Source organism: Pseudomonas sp. NFACC13-1 (assembly GCF_900104425.1).
In the GTDB taxonomy this organism is placed as follows: Bacteria; Pseudomonadota; Gammaproteobacteria; order Pseudomonadales; family Pseudomonadaceae; genus Aquipseudomonas; species Aquipseudomonas fluorescens_AA.
Genome location: NZ_FMXV01000021.1, coordinates 60,932 through 75,600, shown reverse-complemented (window position 1 = coordinate 75,600; position 14,669 = coordinate 60,932). Strand labels below are relative to the sequence as shown.

Annotated in this window: 18 protein-coding genes and 1 pseudogene; 9 read left to right on the top strand and 10 right to left on the bottom strand. The window is 57.2% G+C overall.

The window, feature by feature from the left end:
- The first annotated feature begins 205 nt into the window (after window positions 1-205).
- Together BLQ55_RS22790 and BLQ55_RS22785 are read left to right on the top strand one after the other, a co-directional pair.
- Complete coding sequence (locus BLQ55_RS22790) at window positions 206-730, top strand: hypothetical protein (protein ID WP_092257275.1); 525 nt, start codon at window positions 206-208, stop codon at window positions 728-730.
- Window positions 731-1,134: 404 nt separating this feature from the next.
- Window positions 1,135-1,917 (top strand): hypothetical protein, encoded by a 783-nt coding sequence (locus tag BLQ55_RS22785; RefSeq protein ID WP_092257273.1) that lies wholly within the window; start codon window positions 1,135-1,137, stop codon window positions 1,915-1,917.
- 410 nt (window positions 1,918-2,327) lie between these two features.
- Here the strand turns inward: BLQ55_RS22785 and BLQ55_RS22775 are convergent, their stop codons facing one another.
- Complete coding sequence (locus BLQ55_RS22775; RefSeq protein ID WP_092257267.1) at window positions 2,328-2,666, bottom strand: YceK/YidQ family lipoprotein; 339 nt, start codon at window positions 2,664-2,666, stop codon at window positions 2,328-2,330.
- 296 nt (window positions 2,667-2,962) lie between these two features.
- Here BLQ55_RS22775 and BLQ55_RS22770 point away from each other — a divergent pair, with 296 nt between their 5' ends.
- Window positions 2,963-3,175 carry a hypothetical protein gene (locus BLQ55_RS22770; protein WP_060741458.1) on the top strand — a complete coding sequence of 71 codons (213 nt, stop codon included), beginning with the start codon at window positions 2,963-2,965 and terminating at the stop codon, window positions 3,173-3,175.
- A gap of 146 nt (window positions 3,176-3,321) precedes the next feature.
- On the opposite strand, the gene BLQ55_RS22765 is transcribed toward BLQ55_RS22770, so the two are convergent.
- Window positions 3,322-4,206 carry a LysR substrate-binding domain-containing protein gene (locus tag BLQ55_RS22765; protein ID WP_092257264.1) on the bottom strand — a complete coding sequence of 295 codons (885 nt, stop codon included), beginning with the start codon at window positions 4,204-4,206 and terminating at the stop codon, window positions 3,322-3,324.
- A 106-nt stretch (window positions 4,207-4,312) separates the two neighbouring features.
- Between BLQ55_RS22765 and BLQ55_RS22760 the strand changes: the two genes are divergently transcribed.
- Together BLQ55_RS22760 and BLQ55_RS22755 are read left to right on the top strand one after the other, a co-directional pair.
- Complete coding sequence (locus BLQ55_RS22760; protein ID WP_092257262.1) at window positions 4,313-4,762, top strand: PACE efflux transporter; 450 nt, start codon at window positions 4,313-4,315, stop codon at window positions 4,760-4,762.
- Window positions 4,763-4,852: 90 nt separating this feature from the next.
- Window positions 4,853-5,353: a DUF4765 family protein gene (locus BLQ55_RS22755; protein WP_092257259.1), complete on the top strand. Its 501-nt coding sequence runs from the start codon at window positions 4,853-4,855 to the stop codon at window positions 5,351-5,353.
- A 24-nt stretch (window positions 5,354-5,377) separates the two neighbouring features.
- Here BLQ55_RS22755 and BLQ55_RS22750 read toward each other — a convergent pair.
- Window positions 5,378-5,638, bottom strand: a pseudogene (locus BLQ55_RS22750) (phosphotransferase); the annotation flags it as partial.
- A 197-nt stretch (window positions 5,639-5,835) separates the two neighbouring features.
- Between BLQ55_RS22750 and BLQ55_RS32245 the strand changes: the two are divergent.
- On the top strand, window positions 5,836-5,988 hold the full coding sequence (locus BLQ55_RS32245; protein ID WP_176814239.1) for a hypothetical protein: 153 nt from the start codon (window positions 5,836-5,838) through the stop codon (window positions 5,986-5,988).
- A gap of 98 nt (window positions 5,989-6,086) precedes the next feature.
- On the opposite strand, the gene BLQ55_RS22740 is transcribed toward BLQ55_RS32245, so the two are convergent.
- Window positions 6,087-6,515 (bottom strand): DUF2628 domain-containing protein, encoded by a 429-nt coding sequence (locus BLQ55_RS22740; RefSeq protein WP_072406990.1) that lies wholly within the window; start codon window positions 6,513-6,515, stop codon window positions 6,087-6,089.
- 217 nt (window positions 6,516-6,732) lie between these two features.
- Window positions 6,733-7,161, bottom strand: a complete 429-nt coding sequence (locus BLQ55_RS22735) for an HD domain-containing protein (protein WP_092257253.1) — start codon at window positions 7,159-7,161, stop codon at window positions 6,733-6,735.
- A gap of 204 nt (window positions 7,162-7,365) precedes the next feature.
- On the opposite strand from BLQ55_RS22735, the gene BLQ55_RS22730 reads away from it, so the two are divergent.
- On the top strand, window positions 7,366-8,082 hold the full coding sequence (locus BLQ55_RS22730) for an AzlC family ABC transporter permease (protein WP_092257250.1): 717 nt from the start codon (window positions 7,366-7,368) through the stop codon (window positions 8,080-8,082).
- On the top strand, window positions 8,072-8,380 hold the full coding sequence (locus BLQ55_RS22725; protein WP_092257247.1) for an AzlD family protein: 309 nt from the start codon (window positions 8,072-8,074) through the stop codon (window positions 8,378-8,380). The genes BLQ55_RS22730 and BLQ55_RS22725 overlap by 11 nt, the downstream gene beginning before the upstream one ends.
- Window positions 8,381-8,432: 52 nt before the next feature.
- Here the strand turns inward: BLQ55_RS22725 and BLQ55_RS22720 are convergent, their stop codons facing one another.
- The 4 genes from BLQ55_RS22720 to BLQ55_RS22705 all read right to left on the bottom strand — a co-directional run bounded on the left by BLQ55_RS22720 (window position 8,433) and on the right by BLQ55_RS22705 (window position 11,297).
- Window positions 8,433-8,639: a hypothetical protein gene (locus BLQ55_RS22720; RefSeq protein WP_092257244.1), complete on the bottom strand. Its 207-nt coding sequence runs from the start codon at window positions 8,637-8,639 to the stop codon at window positions 8,433-8,435.
- Between the two features lie 287 nt (window positions 8,640-8,926).
- A complete protein-coding gene (locus tag BLQ55_RS22715) occupies window positions 8,927-10,138 on the bottom strand; it encodes an MFS transporter (RefSeq protein ID WP_092257241.1) in 1,212 nt (403 codons plus the stop codon).
- Window positions 10,139-10,177: 39 nt separating this feature from the next.
- Entirely contained in the window at window positions 10,178-10,564 is a 387-nt protein-coding gene (locus BLQ55_RS22710; RefSeq protein ID WP_092257238.1) for an ectoine synthase, read from the bottom strand.
- A gap of 19 nt (window positions 10,565-10,583) precedes the next feature.
- Complete coding sequence (locus BLQ55_RS22705) at window positions 10,584-11,297, bottom strand: acyl-CoA dehydrogenase family protein (RefSeq protein ID WP_143011769.1); 714 nt, start codon at window positions 11,295-11,297, stop codon at window positions 10,584-10,586.
- 698 nt (window positions 11,298-11,995) lie between these two features.
- On the opposite strand from BLQ55_RS22705, the gene BLQ55_RS22695 reads away from it, so the two are divergent.
- Complete coding sequence (locus tag BLQ55_RS22695; RefSeq protein ID WP_092257231.1) at window positions 11,996-12,499, top strand: anti-virulence regulator CigR family protein; 504 nt, start codon at window positions 11,996-11,998, stop codon at window positions 12,497-12,499.
- 212 nt (window positions 12,500-12,711) lie between these two features.
- On the opposite strand, the gene BLQ55_RS22690 is transcribed toward BLQ55_RS22695, so the two are convergent.
- Window positions 12,712-14,556, bottom strand: coding sequence for a sigma-54-dependent Fis family transcriptional regulator (locus BLQ55_RS22690; RefSeq protein ID WP_092257228.1), 1,845 nt, complete (start codon window positions 14,554-14,556; stop codon window positions 12,712-12,714).
- Window positions 14,557-14,669: the final 113 nt, after the last annotated feature.

The following is a 14,669-nucleotide window of genomic DNA, read 5'->3' as shown; positions in this document are numbered from 1 at the left end:
GGATTTATCGAGTACAAGGACATGGTCATGCGGGTTGTCGCTTTCGTAACTTTTTTGCTGCAGCACTTACCGGTTGCTCTGGAAGACCTTCGGTTCCATACGAAGAGCCTGGCGACTAAACAGTCAGCAGACTCCCGTTCTCCAAATCGATCTTCAGGCTGGTGAGTGAATGGCTGCGTGCCCAGACTGCGATAGAAAATTACGGATGACATCACTCGGCTCCAACGAGGTTTTCATCATCCGGCCGAAGATCGGCATCGGTCGATTGCTCTTTGTCCCACTGCTTCGCCAGACACCCTGGGGCATCACCGCAGTCTTTTGTATCAGCTTATCGACCGGGCTGTCGTTACCTGGGAGGCAATGGCCGGGCATCATCCTCGCAAGCCTTGTTGTGATGTGTTGGGTATATCAACTGGGCAGGGATATCAGCGAGCGTGCTTCACTGATTGTGCGATCGTCTGGTGTGGCTTTCCTCGGATGGTATCGGCTAACGAAAAGTACACCGCTGCGAATAGTGCTCAAGCCCGACGGCCACGCGGCTGTTTTTCGCTCGTCCTACAGTAATTATGTCGAGTATGAAAACGGGCGCTTGTTAATCGCTCGCCGTGTCGTCGGGAAAAAAGTCAATCAACAGAAACAGCTCGCCTGTGAGCTCGCCGCGTTTCTGGGCGTAATTGCATACGTCGATGATGGCTCTGGACGACTGAAGAGGTTAGTCGGCCAACGGTGAGGTTCCCAGCGCAACCAATCAAACGAAGCCCTGCTCAAGGCACGTACCTACGTATTGCGGGTCAAGTCTTATAAGTTAGCGCTCTGTGAGTGATAACCTGCGAGCTCTTCTATAAGGATACAGTTATGAAAAGCTCCCTTCCGTTTTCCAATGAACCGGAGCGCAGCTGAAGGGTGGTGTACCCGGTGCAATGTGCTTTTCAAGTGCTAAACGCGAAGCACCAGAAGAGAATTATCTTTAGAGCTTGCAGCAGCGCTGATGCTAACGGAATGAATGCAGGCGCCTATTGATACGCATAAGATTTGCGACAGATTCAAAAGCGCAAGGCCTCTATCCCGTTCTCTGATAGCGTGGCGGGAAAGGGTCATGGATGGGGGCCGCGAATGGGCAAACTAGGAGCGCTAATGCCGTACAACTACACGAACGGCCGCTACCTGGTCTTCAAAGGCAATGGCAGCGATGGGGCGCCCTTGGGCCGGATTCATCAGGACGGAAAAGTTCGAAATCTCCTGGGTGAGCCGCTGTACTACGTAGACATGGACGAACATGCGTTCTGTTCGGTCGATTTTATCTTTCAGGGCAATATACAAAAATGTCGCGGCACGTTTTACGTGCTCAGCGACAAAACGCTTTTCACATTTTCCGAGATGAAGGTTAAGCCACAGGGAAACGAGACCGAGGAGCAGGCGCTTCACAGAGAGTTCAAAAGGAGGGCGCTAAGTTTGGCGGGGCAGATCGTCCAGGCAAAAAATGAGATGGTGCAGGCACGCTTGGATATGGCCTGGTCCAATTTAAACCCTTTGCGCCGTTTCCGTGCTTTCTTCACTGGCCGAGCCCGAAGGGAGCGAGCATCACCAGGGGGGCATTACAGGGGGGTGGAAAGTGAGCATGAGTTCAAGTCGAAGTCTTTCCTCTCATCATCATCGTCGCTCGCGACAATGGTCTTGCGGGCTGCGGATGCAAGGAAAACAGGGGCCGACCACGATCATGAGACGGTCCGATTACACGTGAACTCAAATTGCGGTCTATCCCCAGCGTTCTGGTTTCCGCCGATTGAGGTAGGTTGTATCGCGGCACTTGCTGCAAGTCCTCGTCGTGGCTCACGCTGGGAAAGCATTCAATCAATCTACACTCCGCGTTTTTTGCCCGGACACTCATTGGGCGCCTTTACGGAAGATGGCATCTAGCCTGTTGCTAAATTTATTGAGACTTATATGAAAAAGGTAGTTTTGGCACTCTCGCTGGTCACACTGGTTGCCTGCATGCCTTATCAATCCGTGACCTCGCCAGATCCAAATTGGATGCGTCTGGGTGGAGATAGGCCTGAAGGTTATCCAAGGACGTTTGTTGAGAACCTGAGCGGCAATTGCGCTCTGGTTACCGAGTCATGGTCCGATGGAAGAATCAACGGTCGTCTTCTGTGGACCAAGAAACAGTCTCGAAAGGCCATTACTTGTCCATAAGTGCATGTATGAGGGCTGATTTCGTGAAGGGGAAGGGAGACAGATTTTTTCTGCGTTGGACCTTTTATGAAAAGCGGAGCCAGTTAAGCCCGGGACGATTAAGTGCTTACAAGTGCGATATCTGTCAAGGACAGCTATTCAACAGTCGCCTTTTGGATAGCCCCGTGCTTGTTTTGTAAGTAAATCGTGTAGGGCAAAACAAGCGTGTCAGCGAGCCCAGACAGTCCCATATCCAGCGCAATTAGCGGTGCGGAGGGCTGTCCGTCGAAGCCGGTGCTTTGACGAGGTTCAGCATCAAGCGTGCAGTAATCAAAAATAGCACCGCTATAGATTCTTGGCACCGAGTCGCAGTGCGAGTTCCAACGAGCCAGCTTGTTGCTTGCAATGATGTCGTCGCGGAAGGTGGTATTGATGGTTCCACAGCCTGAAACTGACGTGGCTACGAGAAACGCCCAAGCGGTTCTGAAATTCATTAGATTGGCTCCTTGCCGAAAATCAAAGATTAGCCGAAATCGTGACATTGCGCTTTAAGACGGCGCTTACTGGCATGTCCCCGGTTTCACACAGTGGTTACATTCGGTGCAAGCGGTCTCGATGATCATCAATCGATTTCTGCCCAATGATTAGAGGTTCCCGCAGGCAGTGAGTATCGCCTTGCAATGAATTTACCGGTGGTCTGACGCTTTTGAATTACTGCCGCCCGGAGGACTCCATTCATCGAGGAGTGTTTATTCCTCAATGGCGGTGAGCACCGCCCGAGGTAAATGGAATGACGTCGTTCGAAGAATTCAGGGCCACATCCCATGAGCTTCTCAAAGAGCTGGATGCCGCAACGATAAAAATGATGATGCTGGTTTCTGCGAAAGAGGTATCCGGTCCTTTTTGGGAGGATGCTGCCCAGCGGCATCATGACGCTGTTGATGCTTGGCATTCCTTTCTCAATATCCCTACGGATTTCGCGGCGGATCCACCTCTTTCTTAGATGAACTCGAAATTGTGGTCCGTCATCCACTTTCCGGAGAACCGCTCAGGTGTCATGCAGCGCCGAGCGTCCTGTCATCCGAGACGCAGATACCTGAACCAGACAGGGCGCATATTGGTTGATTCAGTGTTGTTCAAGCACCTGATTCAACCAATACTCCACCCCAGCAACCACTGACTAAAAGCCCGCACCTCCACTTGCCGCTCCCGCCCCGGCACGCACACCAAGGTATACCGTGCACCCGCCAAGCGAACCTCCGGGCGATAATCGACCAGCTCCCCACGCGCAACAGCCTCAGCAACCAGCACATTGCTGGCGAGCACCAGCCCGTGCCCGGCGATCGCCGCTTGCAGGGCATGCTGTTCTTCGTCATAGCGCCGAAAACGCGCGCGCTCCAGCCAGCCGAGGGTACCGGCCTTGGCACACCATGCAGGCCAGTCGACTGCGACGTTCGCGCTGCTCAGCCATGGCACGTCGATCAGCTCAACAGGCGAGCCCGCCGCGGGTGGTTGCCAACCGAGGCGGCAATAAACGCCAAAGTACTCATCCAATAAAGGCTGTTCGAACAGCTGTGGGTCCGGCTTGAACAGGGCGCGGATCGCCAGGTCGATGCTGGCGTCTCGTCGCAGGTCCACCACATCGTTGCTGCTGTGCAGCCTGACGTCGATCTCCGGGTGCAACCGATGAAAGTCTCCGAGCCGAGGTATCAGCCACAGGCTGGCGAACGCCGGCGTTGTGCTCACCACCAGGGACTGCGCGGCACACGTTGGCGACAGTATCTGCAGGCCCTGCTGGATATCGAGCAGGGCGCGGTGCATGTAAGGGTGAAGGCGCTCGCCGTCGGCGCTCAGGCGCACGTTTTGGCTGGAGCGATCGAACAGGCGCACGCCAAGGAAGGCTTCAAGGCTTTTGACTTGGTGGGAGATCGCCGCCGGGCTGACGTTCAGTTCCTGAGCCGCCGCCTTGAAGCTGCCCAGCCGTGCGGCGGACTCGAAGCCGCGCAAGGCGGTGAGGGGCAGTTTGGCGAACATGGGCGGGCAGGTTACTCAGGTTGAGCGTGGCTCAATTTAGCTCAATTGTGCGCGGGTGCTCAACTTGCCAGGCTGTGGTCTTCCAACCCGGCTCAGGAGCCCACCGATGCAAGGCACGCCCCGTAAAATCCTCCAGGCCATCCTCTACGAAGCCGGCGGTGTGCTGTTCGTGGCCCCGGCGCTCGCGCTGACCTACGAACAAGGCATGGGGTATTCAACCCTGCTGTCGCTGGTGATTTCTGCCGTCGCGCTGGCCTGGAACATGCTTTTCAACGGCCTGTTCGAGTGGTGGGAGCGCCGCCAACCCAGCCGTCATCGCAACTGGAAGCGACGACTGATTCATTCCCTGGGATTTGAAGGCGGCTTGACGTTGATCCTCACTCCAGTGATTGGCGCATGGTTGGGCATCAGCCTGTGGCTGGCGCTGGTGACCAACCTGGGGTTGTTCGTGTTTTTCTTTTTTTATGCGCTGGTTTTTCAATGGGTGTTCGATCGAGTGTTCGATGTTCCGCTTTCGGCGCAGACCGATCAGGGTTCTGTATCCAACGCCCGTTGAGTCAGTTGCACATGGGGAAGTCCGATGTCTTCCTATACTCATCGTTCAGGCCCCGGCATTCATCGGCGCCATCATGGACGAGGAAATAACATGGCTTCCACCAGCAGCACACTCGCTCCGCAAGATGAAAGCGGGATAGCCGGTGCTTTAGAGGGAATCGTCACGAAGACTGATGTCGTCGTCGAGGCGCTAAGAAGCGGCAATCACAAAGATGTAGTGCTGGTTCGGGGAGGGAGCGCTACAGGTTGTGCAGCGGCAGTCAATGCCTCTAGTGCCGGAGGGGAACCGGCGAATGTGAATTGTGGGGCACCAACCCTACAACAAATGATCAGTCAGGTGGGTGGCTCTCAGCCAGGTATACCGCAGGAAAAGCTACCGGAATTCACCTCCGTTCCTGCCAACGCCACAAAATGGGCGAGACGTGGAGGATGGCTCGTGGTGAAGATCAATACCCGATATCTCATCGCCGGAGACGCCGGGGAGAAAGGTTGGATTTGCCTGAAAAACGCACCGTTGGTCTCCGCGCAATTCCTTCCACACCCCAAGCCCTTAACGGCGGAGGAAGGAAAGGGCTTTCTCAATGCGGATTAACGCAGTATCGGCTTCGAGCACTGCCTATCGCCGCAGAAACGGCGCTACCCATTGTTCTCCCAACGCCTCGGCAATGTCCCGAGTTGCCAGCGCCTGGTCCTGATATCGATCCGCGACGCCCAGCTGACCGCAATCGATGAAACCCGTAAAACGACCGTTATCGGCAATGATATTGGGCTGGTACGCGTTGCCGTGGGTCTCGACGAGGTCTTGTTCGGCTGGTCGGCGGTTCAGCAGTTTTTCAAAGAGTAGGCCGGGGCGAGTTCCTGGAGGGTTTGGATCGACCGCTATGAAACCACGCATTGGCTCGCCGGGGCAGGGTGTCATTGGTCGGCGACTCGTTTAGACCGGGGGGGGGGCATGCCAGGCTAAGGGTTGCCACACAGAGTGTTGACGACTACCCTGAAAATGTTTGGATTGTTACGAGAGACTTCAATCGTGGCGATTTTTTGGTCAACCCACTTAAGGATGAGGTGAATACAATGTTTTCTCATGAAGGTACTGCAATAGAGGTGTTGCTCTTCATTTTTGGCTTTGCCGGATTTGCCCTGGCGCTGTGGTTTGTTCATGCCTATTCTGAGCGGAAGGGTAAAAATGGTGTAAAAAAACAACATTCCGGTCATCAGGGCAGTTGAGCATCGGTTGATGCTGCTCCCCAGGAATTTAACCCTCAGACACAGCAAGCCCGCACACTCATGACGAGGCGCGGGCTCTCGATGACCCAAGCCTGCAATCAGAGACGCATGCCTTTGAACGGGTTCCAGCCTTGCTCGCCTTTCACTTCTTTGAGGTAGTACGCGTAGTTGGCCATGAGTGCGTACATCATCGACATGGCGATGCTCAAGCCTGTACTCAAGGGACGGGGAAACTCCATGCCGATGAGTGCGAAAATCACGCTCAATGCGATATTGATCGCCAGGAAAATACCCAGCAGGGCCAGGTTTTTCTTCCAGAGGCCCAGGACAAACAAATAGATAGGGCCGAAGAAAAACGCAATCACGTTGGCGTTGATGAGGATTTTCTTCTTGACGCCAGGCAGCGTCTTGACGGCTTCCTTGTAGCGCGGGTCGTTTGGCGCACCGTAGGTGTCAAAGAAGTCGAAGCGTTCCTGCCACTTGGCGCTGTATTTGCCAGTGCTTTGTACCTGTTCAGTCGTGCTCATTTTCAAGGCTCCTGTTTTCCATAAATAGTTGTTTTTCTTCCAAGAAATCCTGTGCTCTGGTCTAGAGCATTGGTTACTTTGGTTTTCGAAGATTCGGGATAGTCGTCGGGGTGTTTATTTTGCCGCTTTATGACCGTTGATGTGGAACATTCCGCATTGGCAGCTTGAGCGGTCGCTTGGTCTGTGACGCGCTTCACTCTATTTGTTTCAATGGCACTTACTGCTGCAAGGCCGTCAGGTAGTCAGTCGCCTTGCGGTACTTTTCAATTCGATCCAGGTCTTTCTGGCTTGGCTCGCTTATGCGGGATAAATCGCTGTTTTCCGCAAGGTCAGCCAGTTTCACTCGGCGCGCGATCGGGTCGCGTGCAGCCCGCTCGATAAAGGCCTGGTAAGTCTCGCCTTCGCGTTTGGTGAGCGCGTCGATGGCGCCCAGGATTGCTTCGCTGAAGCCTTCATCGCGCAGGTCGGCGAGGGTTGTCGCGGTGTCTTCGACCACGTCGTGCAGCACCGCCACGATGCGCTCTTCGTCATGGGCCAGGCGCAGCATGACCCTCAGGGGGTGCAAAATGTAAGGAGCGCCGCCCTTATCCACTTGCCCTTGATGGGCCAGCGCGGCAATCGATATCGCTTTTTCAAGGGTGCTCATGGTATTCACCTATAACGTAGTGGCAGTTTGAATAACGCCCATTTTGAATCGGGAAATGGGGCAAGGTACGCGCCCATCGCGGGCTTTACGACGGATAGGATTCGCCGAGTTGACGGATATAGGTCCGCTGAGAAGTTTTCGCCATGAAGATTCAGCTTCATACTCCCGGCTTTTTCACAGTGAATAACCAGAAGAGGCGATGTTTTGTCGAGCGAACAACCCCATTTGCATGAGTTAAAGCTGAAGCACATTTACGACGGTTTCAAGCAACTGATCCCCCTCGCTCTTTTTGTCGTCGTGTTCGGCGTTGCTTTCGGCCTGGCGGCTGCGCAAACGGGCTTGAGTGATACGTCAGCCGTGCTCATGAGCACTCTGGTTTTTGCCGGCGCTTCTCAATTTGCCGCGTTGGATTTGTGGGGGCAGCAAGTGCCGGTGGTTCCGCTGATGATCACCGTCTTCGCCATCAACGCCCGGCACCTGTTGATGGGCGCGACGCTTTATCCATGGTTGCGGGAGTTACCCGTTGCCAAACGCTACGGCGTGATGCTGGTTGTCTCGGACGCCAACTGGGCCATGGCGATGCAAGCGTTCAGTCAGGGCAAGCCGGGGCTGGGGATTTTATTTGGCGGTGGCATTGCACTGTGGATCACTTGGATCCTGGGGAGTTGGCTGGGGCTTCATTTTGGCAGCGCTATCGAGAACCCGGTCAGTTTCGGGCTCGATATGGTGATGGGCTGTTTCTTGTTAGCGATGGTCGTGGGCGGGAAAAAGAATCTGCGCATGCTCATCATCTGGACCGTGGCGGCCTGCTCATCGCTGTTGGCCTATTGGTATTTACCGGCTAACAGTCATGTCGTGGTGGGGGCTTTGGCGGGAGGCATTCTGGGAGCGCTGTGGATGGAGAAAAACAATGAACGTTGAAACGGCGGGGTATGGCACCTTGCTGGTCATATTGATAATGGCCGTCGTGACATTGGCGACTCGGTGGGGTGGTGTCTTCGTGATGTCGTTCGTGCCGATCAACTATCGGGTGCAGCAGTTCATCACGGCCATGTCCGGCTCGGTGCTGGTGGCGGTGCTGGCGCCACTGGCGGTTAAAGGCGACAACGGTGCGCGGCTGGCCCTGCTGACCACAGCGGTCATCATGCTGATACTGAAAAAGCCCTTGCCGGCGATTGCCGCCGGCATCCTGGCCGCTGCTTTAGCCAGGCAATTGTGACGCAGGGAGTCGCCCGCCCGCCGGCGGGCGATGAATCCAATCGATGCTCAGGTCAGTAGTTCAGTGCAGCGGCCTCCCCGAACGAGTGCTCTTGCACACCCGCCAGGAGGTGCAGGGGGATGTCTGGTTTCGTCTCGTTGGACGCAATCTCGAAACTCCCCACCACCTGCCCGTGAAGCGCACTCAGCCGCATCGACTCTTCTTCCTTTGCCTTTGCCATTCTCGCGTGGTTCGCTGCGATTTCGTTGAGAGTTGACACGGTACATCTCCGTTTGCTGACCAAGCATTGATTGATTTGCCGCCGCGTCAGAATTACGTCGTTCTTGGCTGCTGGAGTAAGCCGGTGCAAACCCTAAGCCAGACTTTGTCGTCGGTTGGCCGTAACGTTCGACAAGCGACGAATGGCGGGCAAGGCACCCAGGCAGACGCGTACGACGCTGCGACGTTGCAACCATGCCTCAACAATAAGTCACTGATAATACAAACCGACCCATTCGAAACGATTGTATGTGCCGGGCCGTTCCACGTCTTCGATGGCAACCTCGATCACTCCGGATCGACGCCATAGGCTGCCGGCGCAGGTGTCGCTTTTTTAAATGCCACGATCACTGCGATGCCGATCAGGCTGGTGGCGAATGCCAGCAGCAGGATCACCTGTTGCGTGCCAATAGGCGCGGCCAGCACTGCGACCAACAGGCCTGCCAGTGGTTGGGACAAGTTGTTGAGCAGCGTAATGACGCCAACGGTCTTGCCGAAATCCTGGGGCGGAATGACTTGTTGGCGGATGCTGCGCATGTACACGTTGAACATCTTGTCGAAGCCGACGACCAGCAGGAAACCGACCACATAGCCCCAAGCATGGGGGCTGAACGCGGTGATGAACGCACCGGCGGCGATCAACGTGTATGACAGGGCACCCAGCAATTTCAAGGGCAGCGTGACCCGCGCCAGGAAGAACAGGATGACGATGGTGGTCATGGCACCGGCCGCCTGCACCCCGGCGTAATAGTTCTTGCCGGCGTTGTATTGGCCGATGACCATGGCCGCCGAGGTGGCGAGTGTGACGCCAATGATCAGGTTGACACCCACCGCCAGGCTGATGACCTTCTTCAGTTCCGCCAGGTTGCGGATATGGCCGAAAGCGATGCGCAATGGGTTGAGCCAGAGGTCGTGATGTTGCTCGAACGTTTCCAGGGTGACCGAACTGGTGCGCTGCCAGTAGAGCATCGCCAGGTCCGCCAGCAGGAACAGCCCGGCAATCGCCAGCACCACCCAGTGCCACGCCCACACCTCAAGCATCAGCGCGGCGAGCAACGGGCCCAGGACCAGGCCGGTCTGGTCGGCGATTTGCGAGTACGACAGGGTCTTGGTGTAGGTGTAGTGCTTGAATATGTAAGGCATCACCACTTCGCGGGCCATGATGCCCTGGGTGGTCAGTACGCCACACAACGCCGAGAGGGCGACGATCCAGTAGATGCCGCCAAAGATCGCGTACAGGACCACCGCCGCGACACACGCCGTGGCGCGATAGACCTGGCTGATGTGCAGGATGCGGATGGGCGAGAACTTGTCGCACAGGGCGCCGCAAATCGGGAACGACAAGTAGCGCGGCAGGGACTCGACGAAGAAGGCCAGGCCCGCCCAGGAAACGCTATTGGTGGTCTGGAACACAATCAGCGGGACGATGAACAACAGTATCTGGTCGGCCAGCCGGGAGAGGAACATTGAGGTGAAAAAAGCCAGGTAATCCTTGCGCATGGTGTTCTCGTGTCAAGGAGCGGGGGAGCCGGTTGAAGCTCAATAGGCAGAGCCGGACGCGTCATTCAGGTTGTGGCGCTTGTCGCCCTTGAGGGGCGGATTGAAGACGCTGACCAAGATCAGGTCCTGGTCTTTCCCGCCGCGCAGGTAATGACGGTCATGCTGGTCGAGTACGTAGATATCGCCGGGGCGAATCGGGTACACGTTGCCCTCCATGTCTTCGACTTCACCTTCACCGGCAATGCAGTAGCAGGCTTCGAGGTGGTTGCGATAGTGCAGCAATGACTCTGTGCCGGCGCGCACCACGGTATGGCACACGGTGTAGCCCATGCCGTCTTTTTCGGTCAGCAACCGATGGCTGGTGCCGGCTCCCCACTCGACGAAGTGGGCGGTTTTTTCGATGTCGGATTTGTTGCGAACAAACATACCTGTCTCCTGGGTGATATTACGGCGTGATCAGTGTCGGGCAGGCCGGCGCATCGACGACAAAGTCGGCGTAGCCCAGCATGGCGCTGTCCCAATGGACATCCCGGTGCGCCACCATGGCCTGCAGGTCGCGCCAATGACGATGAAGCGAGTTGTCGCGGGTCATGGACGAGGCGCCTGCATGTTCCACCAGGCGCTGGATGGCTTGAAGGCAAAGCCGCGCCACGTAGCTGCGATCGCGCTTGAGCCGCAGGAGTTCGTCCATGGACAGCGGCCGTCGCGCCAGGCCGGACTCATGCAGCATGGACACCAGCGTGGTGTACAAGGCCGTTGCGGCCGACAATTGCGCGGCGCTGTGGGCCAGCCGTTCCCTGGTCGGGGCCGAGGCCGGGGTTTTCTGCTGCCTCAGCGATTCGAGATGACAGGCATAAGCGCCTTCGGCACAGCCCAGCACGGGCCCGAGAAGGGACGTGGTGATAAAAGGCACGATCGGCACGCTGTACAGGTAGTCGCCGGCTAATTCGCTCATGCGATGGGCGAAGATCTCCTCAAGGTGGAACACCTGTTCGGCGGGCACCAGGACGTCCCGCAACAACACATCGTGCGAGCCCGTGGCCGCCATGCCGCAGGTGTCCCACGTGTCCAGTATCTCCACATCGCGGGTCGACACCACCACCAGCATCCGCTCCGGACCGGGTGTGCCGTCGTGATCGGTCACGGGGGCGTTGAGCAACAGCCAGGTGGCGTGCCCGATCCCACACGGTCGCCACGCTTGACGCCGTACTTGATCAGCAAAGCGGCGATCGATGTGGCGCGCTTTTCCAGGGTGTCATACCGAGTGTGGACACCGTCGATTACCAGTGCTGATTTACCAGGCGTAAGACGGGCATTGTTTTCGAAGAAATGATGAAAAAGAGGCATCAGCGATCCCTTTGCATTAACTGCCTGTCGTTTCAATTGAATCGAAGATTCACCAGGACGGTGATATTTATCGGCGAGAAGAAATACACGCCAGTGCAGGGTCGAGAAGAGTATTCAGAGGCGATAGGCAGTGGGGCGCCGAGAGGCGGCATAAGCGTGATCTCCTTGTTGTTTTTATTGCCATCCATGATGAAGCTGTAGCTTGAAGTCGGCCTGATAGTTCCATTCAGAAGTTTGACTGTCAAGCTTGCCGGGCCGAGCTGGCGCAAGGTTTTTGTCACGGTGCCGTGACAATATTAGATGTCCGCAGAAAGTGTGGGAAGTTGCCTAAATATCAGTCTTCAGTCTAAGTAAGAATGTTCTTGAAACCCAGTAGGCCCGCGCACTGATAAAAACTGAATGTTGCCTCGTTTGTATGGGTCTTGTATCCACGGTTGCGGCTGCACGAACAATGAGCGTGCCGATCGTCTACATTGACAGGGGGATATCCCCTTTCTTGAGAGCATTACCATGTTCACATCACGCTCGTTGATTGCAGCTTTAACCTGCCTGGCCTTGGTGGCGGGTTCCGAGGTTGTCGTGGCGGACCCGGGTAACGGCAAGGGCAACGCCCAATTCGATCAAGGCCAGGGCCACGGACAAGGAGGCAAAGGCGGGCAGGGCAACAAGGGCGGGCAGGGAAATCCCGGCAACAAAGGCAATCAGAGTGGCAAGGGCGACCCCGGTGGCGATTGGCATAACGGTCCCAGCATCGACCGGGGCGGTGTGCTCAGCCTGATCGGCGGTCATCGCGATTATTGGAGCCCCGGCCCGCCCTTGCCGCCGGGCATCCAGAAAAACCTGGCCCGCGGCAAACCGTTGCCCCCCGGCATCGCCAAGAAGCTTGATGGCCGGCTGCTGGGGCGGTTGCCGCACTATGACGGTTATGAATGGCAGCAGGTCGGCACGGACCTGATCCTGGTGGCGATCGCCAGCGGCATCATCTACGAAGTGCTCAATGGCGCGTTCGACTGACCCGGTGTTCCAACTGACTGGCACCTCTTTGCAGCGGTGCCAGTCAGTGAAGCGAACCTCCTGTGGGAGCGAGCTTGCTCGCGATGGCGTCGTGTCAGTCGCTTCATCATTGGCTGAACGGACGCTATCGCGAGCAAGCTCGCTCCCACAGTTGTCGCGGGTGTTCACGCAATCGACATTCACCACAAAGCCCTTGTGGGACAGGGTTTGTATCAGCTCTCAAGTTGTCGCAGGCGTTTGTACAGGGTATTGCGGCTGACGCCCAACCGTCGCGCCAGGTGTGAAATGTTTCCGCCCACGGCCTGCAATTGGCGGTTCAAATCTTCGGCGTCGTTGAGGTCCACCCTCAGCGTCTCCGGTGTTTCCACCGGCTCCATTTCCAGGTCGACAAAAAAGTCGTCGGGCAGGTGCTCCGGGCGGATCGGCTGTTCCTCGGCCATCGCCAGGGCCACTTGCAGCACGCTGCTGACCTGTCGCAGGTTGCCCGGCCAGGGATGGCGTTCGAACAAGTCCAGGACCTCACGGCTCAGGCCGGCCCATTGGGTCGGTTCGCGGTGGTGTTCCCAGAGGCGTTTGAACAGCGCCTGCTTGTCGCTGCGTTCGCGCAGGGGCGGCAGTTCCAGGGTCAGGCCGCCGATGCGGTAGTACAAGTCTTCGCGGAACCGCCCCAGTTGCACCTGTTCGCGCAGCGAGCGGTTGGTGGCGGAGATGATACGGATGTCTACCGGGAACAGCTCGGCGCTGCCCACCGGTTGCACGCAACGCTCCTGCAAGACCCGCAACAGTCGGGCCTGGGTCGGCAGGGGCATGTCGCCGATTTCGTCGAGGAACAGCGTACCGCGGTCGGCCTTGCGGATCAGGCCGATGCTGCCTTTCTGGTTGGCGCCGGTGAAGGCGCCTTTTTCGTAACCGAACAATTCAGATTCCACCAGCTCGGCGGGGATCGCCGCGCAGTTCACGGCAATGAACGGCTGCTTGCAGCGCGAGCTGGCCTGGTGCAGGGCTTTGACGAACACTTCCTTGCCGACGCCGGTCTCGCCATGGATCAGCAGCGGAATATCCTTCTCCAGCAAGCGCTCGGCCTGGCGCACGGCTTTTTCCACACGGCTGTCACCGAAGTGCAGGGTATTGAGGCTGATGGCGTTGCTGGCGGGGGCTGGCGCAGGCGTCGCCTCGGTGAAGACCCGTGCCCTGATCGACACCTGGCTCGGGCGCCTGAGCAAGCACTGGAATCGATTGCTGCCAGACGCTTGCAGGGCGAACGGCAGGCCGTCGGGTTGGTTCAGCAGTTCCAGCAGCGAAACCTTGAACAGGCTTTCAATGCTCACCCGGGACAGGCTCAGGCCCAGCAGGTTGTCGGCCCGGCGGTTGGCGGACAGCACCTGGCCGCTCTCATCGAAGATCAGCAGCCCGGCCCATTGGCTGTCGAGGTTGTTCAAGCCGGTGTTGAAGGTCAGCTGGAAGTGTTCACCGCGAAACAGATTGAGGATCAGCCGGTTCTCCACGGTCTGGCTCATCATCTTGACCATGCCCAGGGTATGGGACGGCGGCAGGTAGCTGTCGCTGGAGACGTCCAGCACGGCGATGACCTTGCGCTCGGCGTCGAAGATCGGCGCGGCGGAGCCGGTCATGAAGCGGTTGGCCTTGAGGAAGTGTTCATCGTGCTCGATATGCACTGCCTGTTCGCAGGCCAGCGCGGTGCCGATGGCGTTGGTGCCGGTGCAGCGCTCCATCCAGCTCGCCCCGGCACTGAAGCCATGGGCCAGTTTCGGCTCGATGAAGCGCTGGGTGCCCCAGGAGGTCAACACTTGGCCCTGGTTGTCGGCCAGCATGATCAGGCAATTGGAGTTGCTCAGGATGTTCTCGTAATACGGCAAGACTTCCTGATGGGTGGTCTGCACCAGCGAATGCTGGCTCTCCAGTAGTTGGGCGATGCCTTGGGCGGGCAACTGATCGAAGGCCGGCACACTCTGGTGATTCAGGCCAAAGGCGCGGCAACGGGACCAGGAGGCCTGGATGATGGCCTCGTGGGACAAGGCAGGAGCAGGTGCGGCCATGGGGCACTCTCGCAGGTGCTGTTTTTATTGTTGTGGCAAGTCTCGCACAGACTCCTTGTGCTGGGGCAAGCCTGAATAGCACGTAATACACAGACCTTGTGGGAGCGAGCTTG

What these genes read in the sequence shown, in the direction of transcription:
- BLQ55_RS22775 (WP_092257267.1), bottom strand. Translation starts at nt 2,666, where the DNA reads ATGAATTTCAGAACCGCTTGGGCGTTTCTCGTAGCCACGTCAGTTTCA.
- BLQ55_RS32245 (WP_176814239.1), top strand. Translation starts at nt 5,836, where the DNA reads ATGTTTTCTCATGAAGGTACTGCAATAGAGGTGTTGCTCTTCATTTTT.
- BLQ55_RS22760 (WP_092257262.1), top strand. Translation starts at nt 4,313, where the DNA reads ATGCAAGGCACGCCCCGTAAAATCCTCCAGGCCATCCTCTACGAAGCC.
- BLQ55_RS22725 (WP_092257247.1), top strand. Translation starts at nt 8,072, where the DNA reads ATGAACGTTGAAACGGCGGGGTATGGCACCTTGCTGGTCATATTGATA.
- BLQ55_RS22755 (WP_092257259.1), top strand. Translation starts at nt 4,853, where the DNA reads ATGGCTTCCACCAGCAGCACACTCGCTCCGCAAGATGAAAGCGGGATA.
- BLQ55_RS22790 (WP_092257275.1), top strand. Translation starts at nt 206, where the DNA reads ATGACATCACTCGGCTCCAACGAGGTTTTCATCATCCGGCCGAAGATC.
- BLQ55_RS22765 (WP_092257264.1), bottom strand. Translation starts at nt 4,206, where the DNA reads ATGTTCGCCAAACTGCCCCTCACCGCCTTGCGCGGCTTCGAGTCCGCC.
- BLQ55_RS22695 (WP_092257231.1), top strand. Translation starts at nt 11,996, where the DNA reads ATGTTCACATCACGCTCGTTGATTGCAGCTTTAACCTGCCTGGCCTTG.
- BLQ55_RS22735 (WP_092257253.1), bottom strand. Translation starts at nt 7,161, where the DNA reads ATGAGCACCCTTGAAAAAGCGATATCGATTGCCGCGCTGGCCCATCAA.
- BLQ55_RS22785 (WP_092257273.1), top strand. Translation starts at nt 1,135, where the DNA reads ATGCCGTACAACTACACGAACGGCCGCTACCTGGTCTTCAAAGGCAAT.
- BLQ55_RS22715 (WP_092257241.1), bottom strand. Translation starts at nt 10,138, where the DNA reads ATGCGCAAGGATTACCTGGCTTTTTTCACCTCAATGTTCCTCTCCCGG.
- BLQ55_RS22740 (WP_072406990.1), bottom strand. Translation starts at nt 6,515, where the DNA reads ATGAGCACGACTGAACAGGTACAAAGCACTGGCAAATACAGCGCCAAG.
- BLQ55_RS22710 (WP_092257238.1), bottom strand. Translation starts at nt 10,564, where the DNA reads ATGTTTGTTCGCAACAAATCCGACATCGAAAAAACCGCCCACTTCGTC.
- BLQ55_RS22690 (WP_092257228.1), bottom strand. Translation starts at nt 14,556, where the DNA reads ATGGCCGCACCTGCTCCTGCCTTGTCCCACGAGGCCATCATCCAGGCC.
- BLQ55_RS22770 (WP_060741458.1), top strand. Translation starts at nt 2,963, where the DNA reads ATGACGTCGTTCGAAGAATTCAGGGCCACATCCCATGAGCTTCTCAAA.